General features: G+C 36.5%; 14 protein-coding genes. 8 read left to right on the top strand and 6 right to left on the bottom strand.

Features of this window, described 5'->3' with window-relative positions; genetic code table 11:
- The first annotated feature begins 26 nt into the window (after window positions 1-26).
- Window positions 27-446, top strand: a complete 420-nt coding sequence (locus tag CM19_RS01165) for a hypothetical protein (protein WP_048098606.1) — start codon at window positions 27-29, stop codon at window positions 444-446.
- Between the two features lie 56 nt (window positions 447-502).
- On the opposite strand, the gene CM19_RS01160 is transcribed toward CM19_RS01165, so the two are convergent.
- The 4 genes from CM19_RS01160 to CM19_RS01145 all read right to left on the bottom strand — a co-directional run bounded on the left by CM19_RS01160 (window position 503) and on the right by CM19_RS01145 (window position 5,396).
- A complete protein-coding gene (locus CM19_RS01160) occupies window positions 503-1,162 on the bottom strand; it encodes an HAD family hydrolase (protein ID WP_048098605.1) in 660 nt (219 codons plus the stop codon).
- 873 nt (window positions 1,163-2,035) lie between these two features.
- Window positions 2,036-2,803, bottom strand: coding sequence for an MBL fold metallo-hydrolase (locus tag CM19_RS01155; protein WP_048098604.1), 768 nt, complete (start codon window positions 2,801-2,803; stop codon window positions 2,036-2,038).
- Window positions 2,804-3,401: 598 nt separating this feature from the next.
- Complete coding sequence (locus CM19_RS01150) at window positions 3,402-4,781, bottom strand: MFS transporter (RefSeq protein WP_235185586.1); 1,380 nt, start codon at window positions 4,779-4,781, stop codon at window positions 3,402-3,404.
- A gap of 396 nt (window positions 4,782-5,177) precedes the next feature.
- Entirely contained in the window at window positions 5,178-5,396 is a 219-nt protein-coding gene (locus CM19_RS01145; protein WP_048098603.1) for a hypothetical protein, read from the bottom strand.
- A 342-nt stretch (window positions 5,397-5,738) separates the two neighbouring features.
- On the opposite strand from CM19_RS01145, the gene CM19_RS01140 reads away from it, so the two are divergent.
- The gene (locus tag CM19_RS01140; RefSeq protein WP_048098602.1) at window positions 5,739-6,464 is read left to right on the top strand and encodes a helix-turn-helix domain-containing protein; all 726 of its coding nucleotides are present in this window, start codon (window positions 5,739-5,741) and stop codon (window positions 6,462-6,464) included.
- Here CM19_RS01140 and CM19_RS01135 read toward each other — a convergent pair.
- Entirely contained in the window at window positions 6,423-7,454 is a 1,032-nt protein-coding gene (locus CM19_RS01135) for an NAD(P)-dependent alcohol dehydrogenase (protein WP_048098601.1), read from the bottom strand. The two genes, CM19_RS01140 and CM19_RS01135, sit on opposite strands and share 42 nt — an antisense overlap.
- Before the next feature lie 88 nt (window positions 7,455-7,542).
- Here CM19_RS01135 and CM19_RS01130 point away from each other — a divergent pair, with 88 nt between their 5' ends.
- A complete protein-coding gene (locus tag CM19_RS01130; protein WP_048098600.1) occupies window positions 7,543-8,652 on the top strand; it encodes an enolase C-terminal domain-like protein in 1,110 nt (369 codons plus the stop codon).
- Here the strand turns inward: CM19_RS01130 and CM19_RS01125 are convergent.
- A complete protein-coding gene (locus CM19_RS01125) occupies window positions 8,633-10,138 on the bottom strand; it encodes an APC family permease (RefSeq protein ID WP_081801173.1) in 1,506 nt (501 codons plus the stop codon). The genes CM19_RS01130 and CM19_RS01125 overlap by 20 nt on opposite strands.
- A 520-nt stretch (window positions 10,139-10,658) precedes the next feature.
- On the opposite strand from CM19_RS01125, the gene CM19_RS01120 reads away from it, so the two are divergent.
- From CM19_RS01120 to glcV, 5 genes are all read left to right on the top strand, one after another.
- Window positions 10,659-11,324 (top strand): helix-turn-helix domain-containing protein, encoded by a 666-nt coding sequence (locus CM19_RS01120; protein ID WP_081801169.1) that lies wholly within the window; start codon window positions 10,659-10,661, stop codon window positions 11,322-11,324.
- Window positions 11,325-11,716: 392 nt separating this feature from the next.
- On the top strand, window positions 11,717-13,321 hold the full coding sequence (gene glcS / locus CM19_RS01115) for a glucose ABC transporter substrate-binding protein GlcS (RefSeq protein WP_048098598.1): 1,605 nt from the start codon (window positions 11,717-11,719) through the stop codon (window positions 13,319-13,321).
- Between the two features lie 36 nt (window positions 13,322-13,357).
- Entirely contained in the window at window positions 13,358-14,215 is an 858-nt protein-coding gene (gene glcT / locus CM19_RS01110; RefSeq protein ID WP_048098656.1) for a glucose ABC transporter permease GlcT, read from the top strand.
- A complete protein-coding gene (gene glcU / locus CM19_RS01105) occupies window positions 14,215-15,084 on the top strand; it encodes a glucose ABC transporter permease GlcU (RefSeq protein WP_048098597.1) in 870 nt (289 codons plus the stop codon). The genes glcT and glcU overlap by 1 nt, the downstream gene beginning before the upstream one ends.
- Window positions 15,085-15,086: 2 nt before the next feature.
- Window positions 15,087-16,160: a glucose ABC transporter ATP-binding protein GlcV gene (gene glcV / locus CM19_RS01100; protein WP_048098596.1), complete on the top strand. Its 1,074-nt coding sequence runs from the start codon at window positions 15,087-15,089 to the stop codon at window positions 16,158-16,160.
- Window positions 16,161-16,391: the final 231 nt, after the last annotated feature.

The following is a 16,391-nucleotide window of genomic DNA, read 5'->3' as shown; positions in this document are numbered from 1 at the left end:
TTATAAAATAATGCTAAAATAATTTCATGCATGAGGAAAAACAACTAGAGGATAACCTATATGAATTCCTTCTTAACATGAGTAGAAAAGAGGAAGAGATAGACTTCAGTATTATTAATTTCTTTGGGGAAAAACTCAAAGATAGAGGAATAAGTCTTCCGGACATAAGGAGAGAGACAGTAATTGACGATATCGATATCGTTAGTCTTGGATATCCGTTGACTATAATTTACTATAAAGACGATTCTTACATTAATGTCTTCTTACCAAAAAACTATGCCGACTCTTCGACGATAGAGCAATTATTAATTAGGCTTAAATATATTAAGCAAAAATTTTCAGGAAAAGTTAGAGGCTACATACTATGTCTTTCAATCCCTGAAAAGTACAAGAGGTTAGCTGAGAGTTTGGGAATAGAGGTGTTTACTGAAAAAATTTTAAAGTGAACGAGATAGAAGTATATAATTACTGTTTTTTGTTAATACTAATTTCAATCGGGAAATTATAGATGATAATGTAGTATATCTTTTCCCATTATGAAAGAAAGTAATTTTTCCCTTTCTTCAAGGTTGTTAATAACTAGGTCTGCATCACCCAAATCTTCCCTAGAATAAACCCCAGTTGCGACTCCAATGGTGTTAGCCTTATTCTTTTTTCCAGCCTCAATGTCTCTAGGTGTATCTCCTATTACGTATACTTCTACTTCTCCATATCTTTCTATCAATCCTTTAATTGCCTCTCTCACTACGTCCGTTCTATCTATGAATTTATCTCCGAATCCTCCCACTTCGAAATCAATTTTTGCTGAACTAAGTCTCTTTACTGCAACGTCTCTACAATTTCCTGTTACAATCCCTATTTTAACGAATTGCTTAAGCGCGTTGATTGTCTCTCTTGAACCGGGAAGTAGATTAATATCTGATGGATTAAAATATTCCATAAAGTAGCTAACTAATATCTTAATTGATTTATCTAAATCAACTTTAACTCCTGACAAGTGCGCAGCTTCTTGGATTATTCTTCTGTCAGTCATTCCATGAACGTTAATGGACGAAAGATCTGACGTTAAATTAAGTTGTTTAAAAAGTGAATAAAATGCCTTTCTATGAGCTTGCGATTCTCTCATAATCGTATCGTCTATATCAAAGAGAACAGCTTTCATGAATGTAGATTTACAGGATAGGTTATCAACTTTTCGCAATAATTGTGTATTTGTCGGCAGTGTAGTCGATTGATAGTAAAGTCTTAATAACTTCGTTAATAACGGACGATTTATCAATTTTGAAACACTATGATCTGGTAAATGGACATAGAGTTAGAGAACAACTATTGTCAAATTAACTAGTATAGAGATCGTCTCAGCTTTTCATATCAAGTAAAGCGATTAACTATATCCATAATCGCTTCCAAGTCTTGTTCTGTCCTGTAATCCCCTGTTTGCCCTCGTGGACTCATTGAAGTGAACCTAAAAGATAGTATCCAATAAAACGTGTTATATAACTCACGTGCTAACGTTAACTTTCTATCCTATTTCACTCATCATAAGTGCAAAACTTAAGGTCTACAATAATCACTATTATCTGAATAAGGATTTTATCTCTTTGTGGTTAAGAGTAGATGTAATAAGGATGAAAGTCTCCTTATGAAGGTATATAAAAATCGCTTTTCCTAAACATCTTTATAAACTGTGATTCCATTTTAATAGAGATCTCGATGAGTTAGTTCAGACTAATGAACAAAGTAACCTTAGCTGTTAACTCCTTGATCCCATAACCCATACTCGCATGTAACAAAACGGTCTCGCAAAACAGAACCTCAACAGTATAGGATTAAGTATGGAGATGAAGCAGTAAGATCGATGGGTCAAGATGTTCGCATTCCACGTAAGGATCAATTCGTCCTTCGCTCATGAATGGAATATTTACCCCCTCTCTACCCCTAACCTCTATAGAGATAAATCTTCCTTAACTTTTAAGAATATACTAAATATTCTATACATAAAAATTTAACTTTTTATAAAATAATTTAAATTATTTTATTCCACCTTCAATTCTCCTGTAGGGTTTTCAGAATCATAGGCTGGAATTATGGTATAACAGTTATCCTTTAGGTAAGCATACGCATTAATGCATTCGTATATATCCTCGGCTATTCCAATGGGTAAGTTTTCCTCGAGATTTCTCTTTACAAAGGCTGAGTCGGTAATACAAATTCTCTTTCCCTTAATCTCAGCTATTATGGACATAGAGCTTCTATGATGGCAACCAGTCCACTTTACGTGTAACCCGTCAAGTAGTTGTCCATCTTTTATTAACTCAATTCTATTCCATGCATTCTCAAAGAGATTTTCCCTCACATATCTTGGAAGATATATATCCCTATTTAGAAATGGAGATTGCCTTGGGTTAACCACATCTTCAAACCACCCTCTCTCTGAAAAGTATAGCTTGGAATTATTAAAGAGATTTATCCTCCCTATGGTATAGTCCTGGACTGGAGTTATAAGAACACGGGATATATCATCTGTTGAAAGACCTATTTGCTTTAGCTGGTTTTCGACCTTCTCTTCTTCCTTAAAACCAAATCTACATCTCTCTCCGGCCCATTCTTTTAGGAACTTATTTCTAAGGTATAAGTCGTCGGGTAATCCTGTATTTATTAACAGATATCCATCATCTGTATTTACTAGAAAGGAAAAGAAGGATAGCTTAACCCATGAGTTGAATTCCCTCATCCAAAACACTTCCGGACCTGGGACTTCTCCGTGATCTCCTACCTTCATGATCCTGATCGATTTAATCATAATAGACAGTAATAGAGGAAACTTAATTAGATTGACGCATACATGTTAGGTTGTGATCTATTCTGGTTGTTCGATAGAATATTCCGTTAAGTAGTATGGATAATATGATGGCATCAACGTTCTATGAAAGCTGAATCCAAGAATTTCAATTAGTTCATGTATGCAAGGTAGGGTTCTTGTCATTAATTAAGACAAGAATACCAGTTGTTCTACCTCATGGTCTAATCTCTTTGAGGCCTTTACTGAATTCTCGTCTTAAATACTCACGTTTGCACTCTAACTGTCCATCAATGTTTATCTAAAGTTTCAAGTCATCTGTGAAAATTGAATCACTAAAACGATAAAGTAGTTATGCACTTTTCTGCTTATGACCAAGAGTACACCATGATTGATCTTTTCACGTCTGTGAGAGATCTTTACCTAGTTAAGATCAGCATTATTGTCTTAATCCCTACGTTACGACTTTAAAACTTTACGTCATCCCTCCTCTTTATGGAATTCCTAACCAATCTCCTAATAACACTTACGTACTACTCTTTTCCGATTTATTTCACTTTATAAAAAATTTTATAATGAATTTTAGTCAAATAAAAAAATCTTATTCTTTTTTATAAAAATCTCTTATTACTTCTTCCAGGGATTTGCCCTGAGATTTCGGACCAAATAGCATAGCTAATATAATACTTACTACGAAGAATGCTGTTGCTACAGCTGCGATCGCAGAATAGCCTATAATCGCGATTATAGATGGTACGAAGATGCTCCATAGACCTATCGCGAATCTCATCCACGCCCATACAAATCCTTGAGCGGTATTTCTTATTTCGGTAGGAAATAATTCTACTGACCATAGCCTGTTTATTGGCCATAGACCTACTCCTTGTCCAAAACCGAATAGAACTACGTTAGCCATCGCAACTCCTAGTATAGTTATTGGTAAAAATATGGGAATTGCAAATCCTAATGCGCAAATAGCCGCAGATATAGCATAGGTTAGATTTCTATCTATCTTATCTCCTAACGTCATGTAGACAACAATTATAGCTATTATAGCTGTAGCGAACCAAGCTATATCTATTAGATCATCTAATGCAGCTGATTTTATTCCAGCATCATTAGCTATATAAGGTAGGAAAAATCCAAAAGTACCCGCAGGAACTCCCCAGAAAATATAAAGTGGAATCATTAGCGCTAACCCTTTCCAGTACTTAAAGAGTTTCGTCCAACTAAATTCTACCTTCTCCCCTTCTTCTGCTTGCGCTCCTGATCCCAATTTGTTCAATGCATCTTGAACAACTTGTTTTTTACCCTTAATGTATGCCCACCTAGGAGACTCTATTATTCCCCTTCTTAGTAACCACGTAATAATAGCTGATGCAGTTAAAATGCCGAAAAGGACTCTAAAGGTATTGACTCCAAGGGGACTTGAACCTATTGCAGCTAGTAAAACCACTATTGGACCAATATACCAGAAAAGGTTAGTGAAGCTCATTAACCTACCCCTCCCTCTCTTAGGGGAAATTTCTGCTATTAAAGCCCAAGATGTAGGCACATCTATTCCTACTGCAAGACCCATAATAATATACCCAGCAATTAGAGTAAATGGATTAAGTGAAATGGTAATAATTAAGGCGCCTATTGCGTAAGCTATAAGGTCATATGTATATATAGCCTTTCTACCATATTTGTCCCCTAAGGGCCCAGCTATTAAAGCTCCCAGCCAAGCTGCAAAAGCATTGGGACTGAGAGCTGCAATTACTCCTAAGAAGAGAGAAGATAACTTAAAGTATGTTACCCAATAAGTTACAGAAGCAGCACCTGCGACTATGGAACCGGCATCTAAGAAGTCGCCCATAGCGGTTAACGTGGCCCATTTATAATGTCTTCCAGAAACTTGTGCATCATCGAATGCCTTGATAGGATCTGACTTTATACTTCTATCATCCTTATTAGATTTAGTCCCTTCCATTACTCTCATTCTTCCTTTGTTATATTTTAAATAGAGTCCAAACAAGTATGGAACATAATTATTCCGTGAACTGTCTTGACCTTTAGAGCGGTCTTACTACCTCACAAAAACTCCACATGCACTAAGGTAACTCCGAGCAGCGGGGAAAACGTTAAGAGAACCAACTAAATCAAGGTCAGCAATGAAACTACAGATTTCACAAGCAAAGTCCTCTGTGAGGAATCTCACTTTTAACGTAACTCCGACTTGAGCAAGTCCTAGAAGTGTAGGCTGGGTTAGCTAGTTTGAACTCCTTACAGTGTTTCTCCATCTGCTACTTTCTGTATCTCGTAAAAACAACAAGCGGAGGAGACGAGAAGATTTTGATATCATGTTTCTGACATATTTCTTTCTCTAGGAACCTCTTTAACCCTTTGTGAAAATGATGATCAATATTTTCTTTGCTGTCCAGAGAAAAGTTGCTGGTATTCTATCATATTCCCTCAGATCTAGGACTATCTGTCTTAGATCTGTTTCGCTTAACCCTTTTTTATCCATAAAATTAGATTGATGCCCACCAGATCGTGTTATACAGATTACGTGCAAACTTGCTTGGTTTTTAACTCTTGATGTCTCTCCGTTCATATATGAACTAAATCGGACTACAGTAGATACCTATTAATTATATACAACGAGTCAAGAACTTGTTAATCCTAATTTGTGCTTTATCATCCTGGCCTTAAAGGCTAAGCCTTCAGTTATAAAAAGAGAATCAAAAAATTAAAGCAACTAAATATACTATTTATCACGAAATCTGAAATGTATCTTAATCTCATTTTTAGACTTATACTTCTCTTCCATATATTATACTATTCTAGGAAGGTTCAAATCCACTCAATTATTGGCTTTTTCAGGTTATCTTTACCTCCCGCGCTATATATAATTATTAATAGAAGAATTCTTTAACCATATAAACTATATCGACATATGGTTTTGAACCTCAATTTCGTTACTATCGCTTTTTGGATAGAGCATGAGAATTGCTGGAGTAAATTAACCACTGAGCATAACGTAATAATAAGAACAATAATCGCAAAGCCAAAGAGGAATCCAGACTTCATATTTGGTATGGACGAAATTAAGGTTGAAAGATTAGAGAACTTTAAGTCCTTTCTAAAGGCATTCAAAAGGGAGAAAACTGTTCTGGAACTGCTAGGCATATCAGAGGTAAACAAAAGAAAAGGTATATACAGGGTAACTTTCAAAGAGAAATACGATAACATGATAATGTCGACCCTAAACAATTACCTCGTATTTTATATGAAGGATTTGGTCATGGATGGAGTAGAGAGATTCATTGTTGTATTACCTAGAGATGAGGCAGATCTCCTCAAAAAAGACCTGGAAAGAATAGGGGATATAAAATACTTTAAGGTAAAGCCAGCTAAACTAGAGGAACTGCAGATATCTCCATTTGACTTGACAGATAGAGAAAGAGAAGTTATATATAACGCTATAAATAAAGGCTTTTACGAGATACCTAGGAAAATAGGATTAGAAGATCTGGCGTATTCCATGGGAATAACGAAACCCACGATGGAGGAGTATCTGAGAAAGGCAGAAAATAAAGTAATGAAAAGGATGTATAAGGAAGTGGAGGAGTTTACAGATTTACTTTGGAGTTATGACAAGCCTAGAACTGACCTCCCCTGAATCCAAGCTAGAGAGAGCTGAGTTCACATCATCCAGAGAGTACTGTGTAATAATAGATCTTACTTTTCCCGCCTCCGTTAATTTAACTACATCATTTAAATCATTTATTGTTCCATAATTGGATCCAACTATCGCTTTATCCCAAACAACTAAATCAAAGTTAACAGCCTCAACTTTTCTCCCCTCCATGCCCACAACTACAGTTGCCCCTCCTGGAGAAAGAGCTGAAGTTAGAGTTGAGACGCTTTCTGGTGTTCCGACCAGATCAATTGCAACTGATGCTCCTTCCGGTCTTACCCTTTTTACAAGGTCTTCCAATTCCTTTAATTCTATCGCGTAGTCAGCTCCTAATTTCCTAGCTAGCTCCCTATGTTCCTCTTTCCTAGATATGGCTACAACTGTAACGTTAAACAGCGACTTGAGAATTTGAATAAGGTAAATTGCGAGACCACCTATTCCATTCAAAAGAACCAAGGCATCACTATGCTTAGAAAAATAAGGTATGGCTGATCTTACAGCGCCCATGGACGTTGTTCCTGCATCTGCAAGAGGTGCGGCATCTTTAGGTGAAAGGCTACCTAGTTTAACTAACCATCTGTAACTAGGGACATACATGTACTCGGAAAATCCTCCGTTTGTATTCTGTCCTGGAATAACTTGGTTCTTGCAAAGGCTATACCTTCCTTCTCTGCAATATCTGCACGAGAGGTCCCCCCAAGTAGCGTAAACTATTACGGGATCTCCTTCCTTTAGTCCTACAACTGAATCTCCAACGGCGTATACTCTTCCAGCATTTTCGTGACCCAAAACAATGGGAAGCTTAAATCCAGGTCTAGCCTCAACTCCCCTCCAAATTCTCAAGTCCGTTCTACAGACACCAGCTCCTTCTACTTTTAGGATAACAGCTTCACCTACAGGATCTGGAATCTCGATATCTCCCATAGATAAGGGTTTTCCATATTCTGTTAGAAGCGCAGCCCTCGATTTCATGGAATTAACTTGTGTTGGCTGTATATAAAATATGCTAACCTAACAAGTATGGGAAAAAAGCAAAAAATCCGGGAAGGAAAACTCTATCATGAAGATCCAGGACATTCAGATACTTAGGATAGAAAAAATTGAGAGAGATAACTTTCCATATGTAAAACCTACGGATTACTACTTACAAGTCCTTGGAGAGACATCTCCATTTAATTCCGCTTTCATGGATGAGGTGTGTTTTCTAGGGCTTAAGAGCGAAAATGATGTAATCTCCATAGTGGAGACGTCAGTTCAAGCGTGTAGATTAGCTGTTGATATTTCTAAAGTAATTAAGGGATTAGATCTCTCTAACAGAAATATGATTTGGGACTTGCTTTATAGGTATACCCTTCCAATAGGAAGATCAGGTATAATCCTTCACGCAATTTCTGCTATAGATCTCCTTATCCACGATTCTTATGCAAAGGAGCTAGGAATACCTGTATACAATTTACTAGGGGGAAAGACAAGGGATAAGATCAGAGCTTATGCAAGTCATCTTCATCCCACTGCTAATGAAGAATTGGAAAAGGAGGCATTAAGCTATATAGAACAAGGATTTACTGCAATGAAGATGAGGTTCTCTTCTGGTCCTTCAGATCCATTGGGAGTTGAAAAGAACGTTCAGTTGGTGAGAACAATAAGGGATGCAGTAGGGTATGATGTAGAGTTAGCTGGAGACGCTTGGATGTCGTGGAATTTGAACTTCTCATTAAAGATGGCTAAAAAGCTAAGTAAATATGAAGTCACGTGGATTGAAGAACCGCTTCTTCCTGATGATTTCGATGGCTATAACTACCTAACTAAGAAGACTGAAATTTCAATAGCTGCTGGAGAACACCACTATTACCTTTATGATTTTAAGAGGTTGTTAGACTCAGGAGTAAGAATCCTACAACCAGATTCCTTATGGGTAGGCGGAATTACGGCAATGAAGAGAATTTCTGGAATGGCAGAAAGTTATGGTGCAATAATAATTCCTCATACCTCAAATATATATAACCTTCATTTTATAATTTCTGAGCCGGAATCTGTATGTACAATGGCAGAATACTTAACTAGATATAGATGGTTAGAAGATCACGTTAAAAATCCTCCGAGACCAGATAGGGGTATGTTCAAGCTCGAAGAACTCAGTGGATTTGGTCTCAAATACTCTTTTTCGTAGTTCCTCCTTCTAACGGGAGACCATTATCGATAAACATTGAGTTTTCGCTAGACGTTTTTCCTTTTTCTGCGATCATGTATTTTACTGTACTTTCTCCGAGAGAGTTTTTCCTTCTTTTGTATAAAACGTATACCACATCACCGAGAAGAAGGATAAACGAAACAATAACGAAAGTTAGATAAGGTTCTACTAGATCGCCTAGAATTCCTTGATAAAATGTATATATAAATAAAATCATTCCTCCTATAGGTATTATTAATCCAGAAAAGATCTTTCTGAACTTAGAGAAATTCACGTTATTTTTCCTTAAAAAGGCATAAAGGCCAAATTCTGGAACAAAATGATGAAAATACCAGAGTATTGTAGAAGATGTTCCTGCGACATAAAACGCTAATGCAACTGTCTGGGAAGAGTATCCATAAGTTCCAAGAAGGAAGAATGAGGTTAGACCAACCGTGATTAGAGCGATTATCAAGTTCATTGTTGCAGATCTCAGTGGAATACCCTTCTCATTAATTTCAGATAACCATTTGCTCCTAATGAAACCATCTCTAGCCATAGCCCATAAAAGTCTTGCCTGTGATCCTCCTCCACCGCCGAAGGCTATTAGAGAGACTACAATGATAAGAAAGTTCAATCCAAGTAATACTGTCTCTGGAACGAAGTGGGACCATGCCACCAATTGAGGGAGAGGAGAAGAAGAGACAGAGTTTAGTTCGCTTTCTGGAACTGAAGCTAGTTCCGAATACGCGCTGAGCGCAATTACTATGGCAGATATTGAAAGCCCTATATATATTGCTCTCCATAAATCATTTTTAGCTTTTACTCCTTCTTCTGCGTAAAAGAGAGAAGATCCGTAACCAGTAAATGTATAGAATCCTAGTACTGCTGTTGCAAGGGCTATATTTGTAAAGGGGACAGATGTAGGATTAAGGAATTGCGGGCTATTATAAGGAGTTTTAAGGATTATATAAACTATGAAACCTACAATAACTGCTAGAGTTGAGAGAATTGTAAATGTTAATATCCTTGAAAATACCTCTATGGGCTGTATAACCATTAAGTAAGTTACGAGCAAAGTAAGCGTTACTAGAACACCCCAAATCCAAACAGGTAATAAAACGTGAAAGATAAGATAAATTGTATCAACTGCGAGCCAACCTATGAAAAACGCATTTGCAGTTTGCCAAAAAACGTAGAAAAAATAATTTGCTAAAGCAGTAAACTTTCCTGCAGGAATACCAAAACCTATTTCCGCAAGACCGTAATATCCACCTGCAAATTCCACAAGTCTTGTATACTCAAGAATTGGAATCGATACTAAGACAAATAACGCGTAACCAAGAATTACTGGCCATATTGCAGCTGAACTCGCGTTGCTAATAAATGGAGCAACCTCTATTGGACCTATAATGGGAAGAACTCCTGCTACAGTTATAGAAACCATTCCAAGAAAACGGATAGAGTTTTTCCTTAAATGAGGCATAAGAAATATTGCCATGATATATATTTAAACTTTCTTAGATTTGTTTTATGTAAAAAATCAGTGTTAGATAGGTAATGCTATTGATGCGATAAAAGCGTCTTTAAGTTAAGAAATTTAAAACGAACAATATCATATTTAATGCAGGATTAAGTAGCGCATTCAATTTTTTGGTAAAGTCTATAACCCTGTGTCCCGAAATGGATAGAGGTAATGGGTGAAGATCCAGATCAGGACTGAACGAAAGGATGTAGTTCTAAACTTCTCTATGCCAGCAGGAATTCTCAAACCTTAGGGCTGGAAGGAGGTCAGATATAATACCTTTTATATAACTTTTAACTCTCTCAAAACTAAAGATTGCAACATAACTTCCTTCAAAAAGCTTTTAATATAGTAGAATGGGCGCTGGTTCGTGGAATAAAACATGTAAAAGTCGAGTAAGTTCGTACATATTCTCTTATTAATTCTATTTCTTAAACTTTTAATGAGTTACTTTATTACTCTTAGAATATAATATATTGTTATGTATATTGGTACTATTTCCCTCCGACATCAAAACGACTGGACAGAAATTACCGAAGATATTTGCCTAAATATGAGAAGTAGTTTGGCTGTATCTAATCCGTCAATTGATACTAACTTTGAGGACTTTGTATTTAATGCTCCAAGCAAAGACATTGCATTTCATCTAATAAGAACCATTAAAAAACATAAAAATATTTACAAAATTGTATCTTTTAAAAGAATTGGCAGAATGACATATGAAATGTCATTTTTAGGCAGTTATTCCAATTCTATAAGAAAAATAATGTTAGATAACGGTATAATGGTCAAGTTTTTAATCGTTTATGACGGTCTAGAGAAATATAGCTTTATTGCGCCAGAATGGATAAATTGGGATAATTTAAAGGGCGAATTAAGGGGCGTTGCAAGGATCTACGACCTTGACGTTAAAAGGGTTAACTCGACTACATCTTCAGATCTAATGTCTTTGTCATTAGAAGATGAAGAGACTCTTCTACTAGCTTTTAAAAGAGGATTTTTTGACGAACCTAGAAAAGTTGATTTAAACGGTTTAGCTTCAGAGCTTGGACTTTCAAAATCAACTGTTAATTCCAAGATTAAAAAAGGAATTCGGAAAATACTTTCAGTATATTTCAGCGGAATAAGTGCTAAGGATGTAAAATAAATAATAGTATCTATATGTACCCATTTTCTCTCAGAACTTTTATTTTATTTTAATTGAAGTATATATTCATTAAATACTCTAATAAAATGTATAAAAATAGATCTAATATAAATACTTTACTCTTACATGTAGGTAGATCTAGGTTTCTATTCACTTAATCTAACCTAAAATAATTTTATAACGTGATAATATATAAATTAAGCTCTTTTAATTGTTAATTTTTTATAAGAAAGATTCATATACAAGATCTTCTATTAAACTAAAAGGGGAATGTAACCTGTCTGTTCTATACAACTCTTGAAAAGATTATATTTCACAAAGTAAGTATATTACATAACCTATTTGAGAAGACTTAAAAACCCCTGTATGGAATGCACCATAGGGACATAAAAATGAGAAGAAAAGGGAATAGAAAAGCGTTATCAAGTTTACAGCTAGGTATTATAATAGCTGTGGTTGTTATCATAGTAGTTGCTGCAGTTGCCGCAGTTCTATTAATCCCACATAAGCCCTCTGTTCCTGTAACTTCAACTACTGTTCCTTCATCATCTGTTACTTTCTATACTTGGTGGGCGACTGAGGGAAAAATAGCCCTCCAACATGAAATACCTGCTATTCAGAAATCTACAGGGATTACTCTAACTCCAGAAATAGTACCTGGCGCTGGAGGGACTAACGCGAAGTATGCAATCTTATCCCTTATAGAGGCAGGAAAACCTCCAGCAGCATTTCAAGTTCATTACGGACCTGAGATGGCAAGCTATGTCGAAGCTGCTCCAAATGGAATCAATTCCTTCGTTAACCTCACTTCAGTAGCTATAAAAGAGGGATTAACTACAAATGCAGTGCCTGCAGTATTACAAGCTGGCGCTTTTAATGGTACTATTTTGTCTTTACCTGTGGACGTGCATAGGGGTTCATTAATATGGGTAAACATGAATGTTCTAAGAGAGTATAACTTGCCTTTTCCTTATAACTTAAGTACGCTTCAATACGACACAATGCAATTAGTAGAACACGGATTTACTCATCCATGGATGATTCCTGGAGCTGATGGTGGTTGGGATCAATTAAATGTATGGGAAGATATATTTCTATCATTGGCTGGTCCACAACTATATAACGAAATGATCTATGGAACGATTAACTTTAACAATGCAACTGTTCAGAGCCTGATAAATGAAACCACGAATATATTTCTAAACTTTACAGCCTATGATTATCCAGGATGGCAATCCTTGACTTGGACTCAAGGTCTTTCCTACTTAGTTAATGGACAGGTTGCGTTCCAAGTTAACGGTAACTGGCTCACAAACTACCTTTATGATTTTCTAAATACTACTGCATATCCTCCATTACCTCAATATATCAATAATAGTAGTGTAAAAATAATAGAATCTCCATTCCCTGGAACACAACATTATTATGCCCTAGTTATCGATTCTGTAGGGATTCCTGTAGGTCCTCAAGAGAGTCAGGCTTTAAAAGTTGCTGAATTCTGGAGTTCATATCAAGGACAAGAAGTCTGGACAAAGTGGAAGGCGGTTACGTTCTGGAAAAATGGGACAGATTGGTATAACACTCCTGCACAATGGTACGACTATCAAGCTTTACTTCATACTCCAGAAAAAGATTTCGTATATCAGTTATCTGATGGAGGTCTATTCGATAGCACTTTTGGACAAATTATAGGGGACATATTAACGCTACAGGAGGTAGGAAAACCTGACTTTAGCGTGTGGTATGGACAGCTTCAATCTGTGATGCATAATGAACAACAGGAGTGGTTGGCCGCAGCAAAACTAGGATTAGGATATCTAGGATTTAAGGAACAGCCTTTTGCGGGATATTATCCACCATGGGTTACTGATCCATCGGCATACGGCCTAGATCCAGCAAATATGCACTCAACTGTTCAGACTCAAGGATACAGCGTTCTGTTACTATTTCCAACAATCCTAGTTCCAGTCGCTTTCGTAAGTAAACTATACCTTTAAGATATATTTTTTTAATATTTTTTAATGGGTGTAATTATGAAGAAGACAAGCTTCCTCCTCATATTACCTACCGCAATATTTGGAGCAATACTGCTCTACATTGTTTTTTATAATGTGGCAATCTCGTTTACGAACTGGTCATTACTTCACCCAATTCCTTCCTTTTCTGGTATTTCCTCTTATGCAAACGTTATACATTCGTTTTACTTTCCTACTTCTCTTATTCATTCACTAGAGTTGAGCGGATCAGCTGTAATTTTTGGAAACATCTTAGGAATAGGAATAGCAGGCCTACTTTACTTCCTTTCCTCAAATAAAGCTAGGACGTTTTTTCTCTCTATAATAATTCTTCCCCTAGCTATATCAATGGCAGTTAACGCTCTAATTTGGTTATGGTTATACAACTATAACCTAGGAGTAAATTGGTTATTTTTAAGGCTAGGTCTTCCTTACGTTCCTTGGCTCACATCTACTTCCATGATGATGCCTAGCATTATAATTATAGCAATTTGGGCATATACAGGACTTCCAGCACTCTTTTATCTTGCGTCTTTCCTAGGAATAGACAAAAGCATTATAGAGGCAGCTAGACTGGACGGAGCTAGTTCGTTTAAGATATTGAGAAAAATCTTGATCCCAAACTCAGCAAACGGTTTCATTGTGTCTACAGCCCTCCTTTTTCTATTTACGTTTAGGATATTTAGCATTCCATATATTCTTTCTGGTGGTCCTACTAACATATTTATGCAGACTCTCGTTGTGTTTTCCTATTATCTCTTTACAACTGAGTTCTTCGCTCAGGCCTCAGCTCTCTCTACAATAATTATTTTAATAGCTACAGCAATAGTTATTCCATATGCGCTTTACGGTATAAAGAGGTGGATTAAAAAATGATGAGAGAAAGGAGAGTGTTGTCCCCTTATACTAAGTCAGTCCTTCATTATATAGCGCTTACAATTGTGAGCGTAATTTGGCTTATTCCCGTTTACGCAATGATAATAAATGGTTTTAAGTCAAATCTAGAAGTAGCATCATCTCCAGTACTAGTTCCTCCCTCTCACCCAACTTTATCTCCGTATATGGCCGTAGCTCACGTGTTAGAGACTCCTATAATTAATAGCTTAATTGTTGCAGTAATAGCCTCTTTACTTTCTACAATACTAGGTTCGATGGGGGCGTACTTCTTTTACGTTCTTTCTAACTCTTACTTTAGAGGTTCAGGTATGTTAAGCAACTTTCTCTTCTCTTTAATAGCATTAGGTACTTTCATTCCCTATGAGGCTACGCTCATACCTCTAACAAGGTTTATTGTAGACATAAACTTACTAAACTCGTATCCAGGACTTATTGTTTCTATGCTCATATTTTACATTCCAACGGCAGCGCTTCTTATGTCCTTATTTGTTACTGTAGTCCCTAAGAGTCTTATAGAGGCAGCTAGGCTGGACGGAGCTGGAGATGTAAAAATATTTTTCAAGGTTATTCTCCCTCTAGTTATTCCAGGATTCATCTCTACATTAATCTTTATCATTATAGAGTCATGGAATAACTTTTTCCTCCCTCTAGTATTAACAACTACTCCGTCAATGAGGTTGGTTCCCGTTGCGGTAGAGGCGTATACTGGAGGTTATGGTACATTATACAATGAGACATTTGCAGTAGCGACTTTAGCTAGTCTTATACCTTTAATAATATTTATATTTCTTGGTAGGTATTTTATAAGAGGTTTGGTTGCACTAGGAGGAGCTGGTAAAGGTGTTTAAACATGGTTGAGATATCTGCTAAAAGCGTATATAAGATATTCTCAAAAAAGAAGGGAGAGGTATACGCGCTAAAGGACATAAACTTGACGATAGAAAGCGGGGAAAAGTTCGGGATACTTGGACCTAGTGGTGCAGGAAAAACCACATTTATGAGAATAATTGCAGGGTTAGAGGCTCCAACTAAGGGTGAGCTTCTTTTCGATGAAAAAGTAGTTGCCCGAAATGGGAAAGTAATAGTAGGACCTGAAAGCAGAAATATAGGCATGGTATTTCAAAACTGGTCGCTATATCCTAACATGACAGCGTTTGATAACATTGCTTTTCCGTTAACCAATATGAAGATAAGCAAAAGTGAGATGAGACAAAAAGTAGAGGAAGTTGCAAAAGTTTTAGAGATTTCTTCTGTGTTAGAGCATTACCCAAGGGAACTGTCTGGAGGTCAACAACAGAGAGTAGCCTTAGCTAGAGCTATAGTTAAAAGTCCTTCAGTCCTCCTCTTAGATGAACCTTTCAGCAATTTAGACGCAAGAATCAGGGATAGTGCAAGAGCACTAGTCAGAGACATAGCGGAAAAGTTAAGGTTAACAGTAATTGTGGTAAGTCATGATCCGGCTGATATATTTTCCATTTCAAATAGAGTCGGAGTGATCTTCCAAGGGGAACTAGTTCAGGTCGGAAAGCCAGAGGAAATATATAATAGCCCTAAGTCTTTTCACGTTGCAAGGCTGATAGGGGAAATCAACGAGCTAAAGGGAAAGGTAATTGAAGAAGATGGGAAGAATATCCTCAGTATTGGTAATTTAGCGATCCCAATTTCAGGCGGATATAGGGGAGAGGTTAAGGTTGGAATAAGACCAGAGAACCTAAGATTGGAGGAAGAACCAAGAGAGGAAGGTTGGGTTGAAGCTGGCAAAGTGAGAGTAAAGATAACGACTTATGAAGGTGGACACTTTAAGGTTACTTTAACCCCATTAGGAGACGACCAAGAGATTATCGTTTTTATGGATAAAATACCTAAAGAGGAAGAGATGAAATTGTTCGTGAGACCCTCAAAGATAATGTTTTTTAAATATTAGAAAGGGGAAAAAGTCATTATAAATAAACTATTTTTTCCAAGGAGTTTATGTAGGTCGGGTAATTATTTTTTATAATCTCCTAGTCTCTGGAAGAGAACGGGATATAAATAATTACTATGATTTAACTGATGGAAGTAATTTGATTATTCCTAATCTTTTGTATTGAATACTCTACAGAAATAATTCAAAATTAAGCTACATCTACAGGTAAAATTATTTCTTTGCCTTTTC

The sequence above is a fragment of the Candidatus Acidianus copahuensis genome (assembly GCF_000632495.1).
GTDB classification, from domain to species: domain Archaea; phylum Thermoproteota; class Thermoprotei_A; order Sulfolobales; family Sulfolobaceae; genus Acidianus; species Acidianus copahuensis.
Note: the sequence above shows the minus strand (reverse complement) of the source record. Positions and strands in the feature narration are given on the sequence as shown.

Coding starts and splice junctions, on each gene's coding strand:
- CM19_RS01165 (WP_048098606.1), top strand. CDS start 27: ATGCATGAGGAAAAACAACTAGAGGATAACCTATATGAATTCCTTCTT.
- CM19_RS01160 (WP_048098605.1), bottom strand. CDS start 1,162: ATGAAAGCTGTTCTCTTTGATATAGACGATACGATTATGAGAGAATCG.
- CM19_RS01155 (WP_048098604.1), bottom strand. CDS start 2,803: ATGATTAAATCGATCAGGATCATGAAGGTAGGAGATCACGGAGAAGTC.
- CM19_RS01150 (WP_235185586.1), bottom strand. CDS start 4,781: ATGAGAGTAATGGAAGGGACTAAATCTAATAAGGATGATAGAAGTATA.
- CM19_RS01145 (WP_048098603.1), bottom strand. CDS start 5,396: ATGAACGGAGAGACATCAAGAGTTAAAAACCAAGCAAGTTTGCACGTA.
- CM19_RS01140 (WP_048098602.1), top strand. CDS start 5,739: ATGGTTTTGAACCTCAATTTCGTTACTATCGCTTTTTGGATAGAGCAT.
- CM19_RS01135 (WP_048098601.1), bottom strand. CDS start 7,454: ATGAAATCGAGGGCTGCGCTTCTAACAGAATATGGAAAACCCTTATCT.
- CM19_RS01130 (WP_048098600.1), top strand. CDS start 7,543: ATGAAGATCCAGGACATTCAGATACTTAGGATAGAAAAAATTGAGAGA.
- CM19_RS01125 (WP_081801173.1), bottom strand. CDS start 10,138: ATGCCTCATTTAAGGAAAAACTCTATCCGTTTTCTTGGAATGGTTTCT.
- CM19_RS01120 (WP_081801169.1), top strand. CDS start 10,659: ATGTATATTGGTACTATTTCCCTCCGACATCAAAACGACTGGACAGAA.
- glcS (WP_048098598.1), top strand. CDS start 11,717: ATGAGAAGAAAAGGGAATAGAAAAGCGTTATCAAGTTTACAGCTAGGT.
- glcT (WP_048098656.1), top strand. CDS start 13,358: ATGAAGAAGACAAGCTTCCTCCTCATATTACCTACCGCAATATTTGGA.
- glcU (WP_048098597.1), top strand. CDS start 14,215: ATGAGAGAAAGGAGAGTGTTGTCCCCTTATACTAAGTCAGTCCTTCAT.
- glcV (WP_048098596.1), top strand. CDS start 15,087: ATGGTTGAGATATCTGCTAAAAGCGTATATAAGATATTCTCAAAAAAG.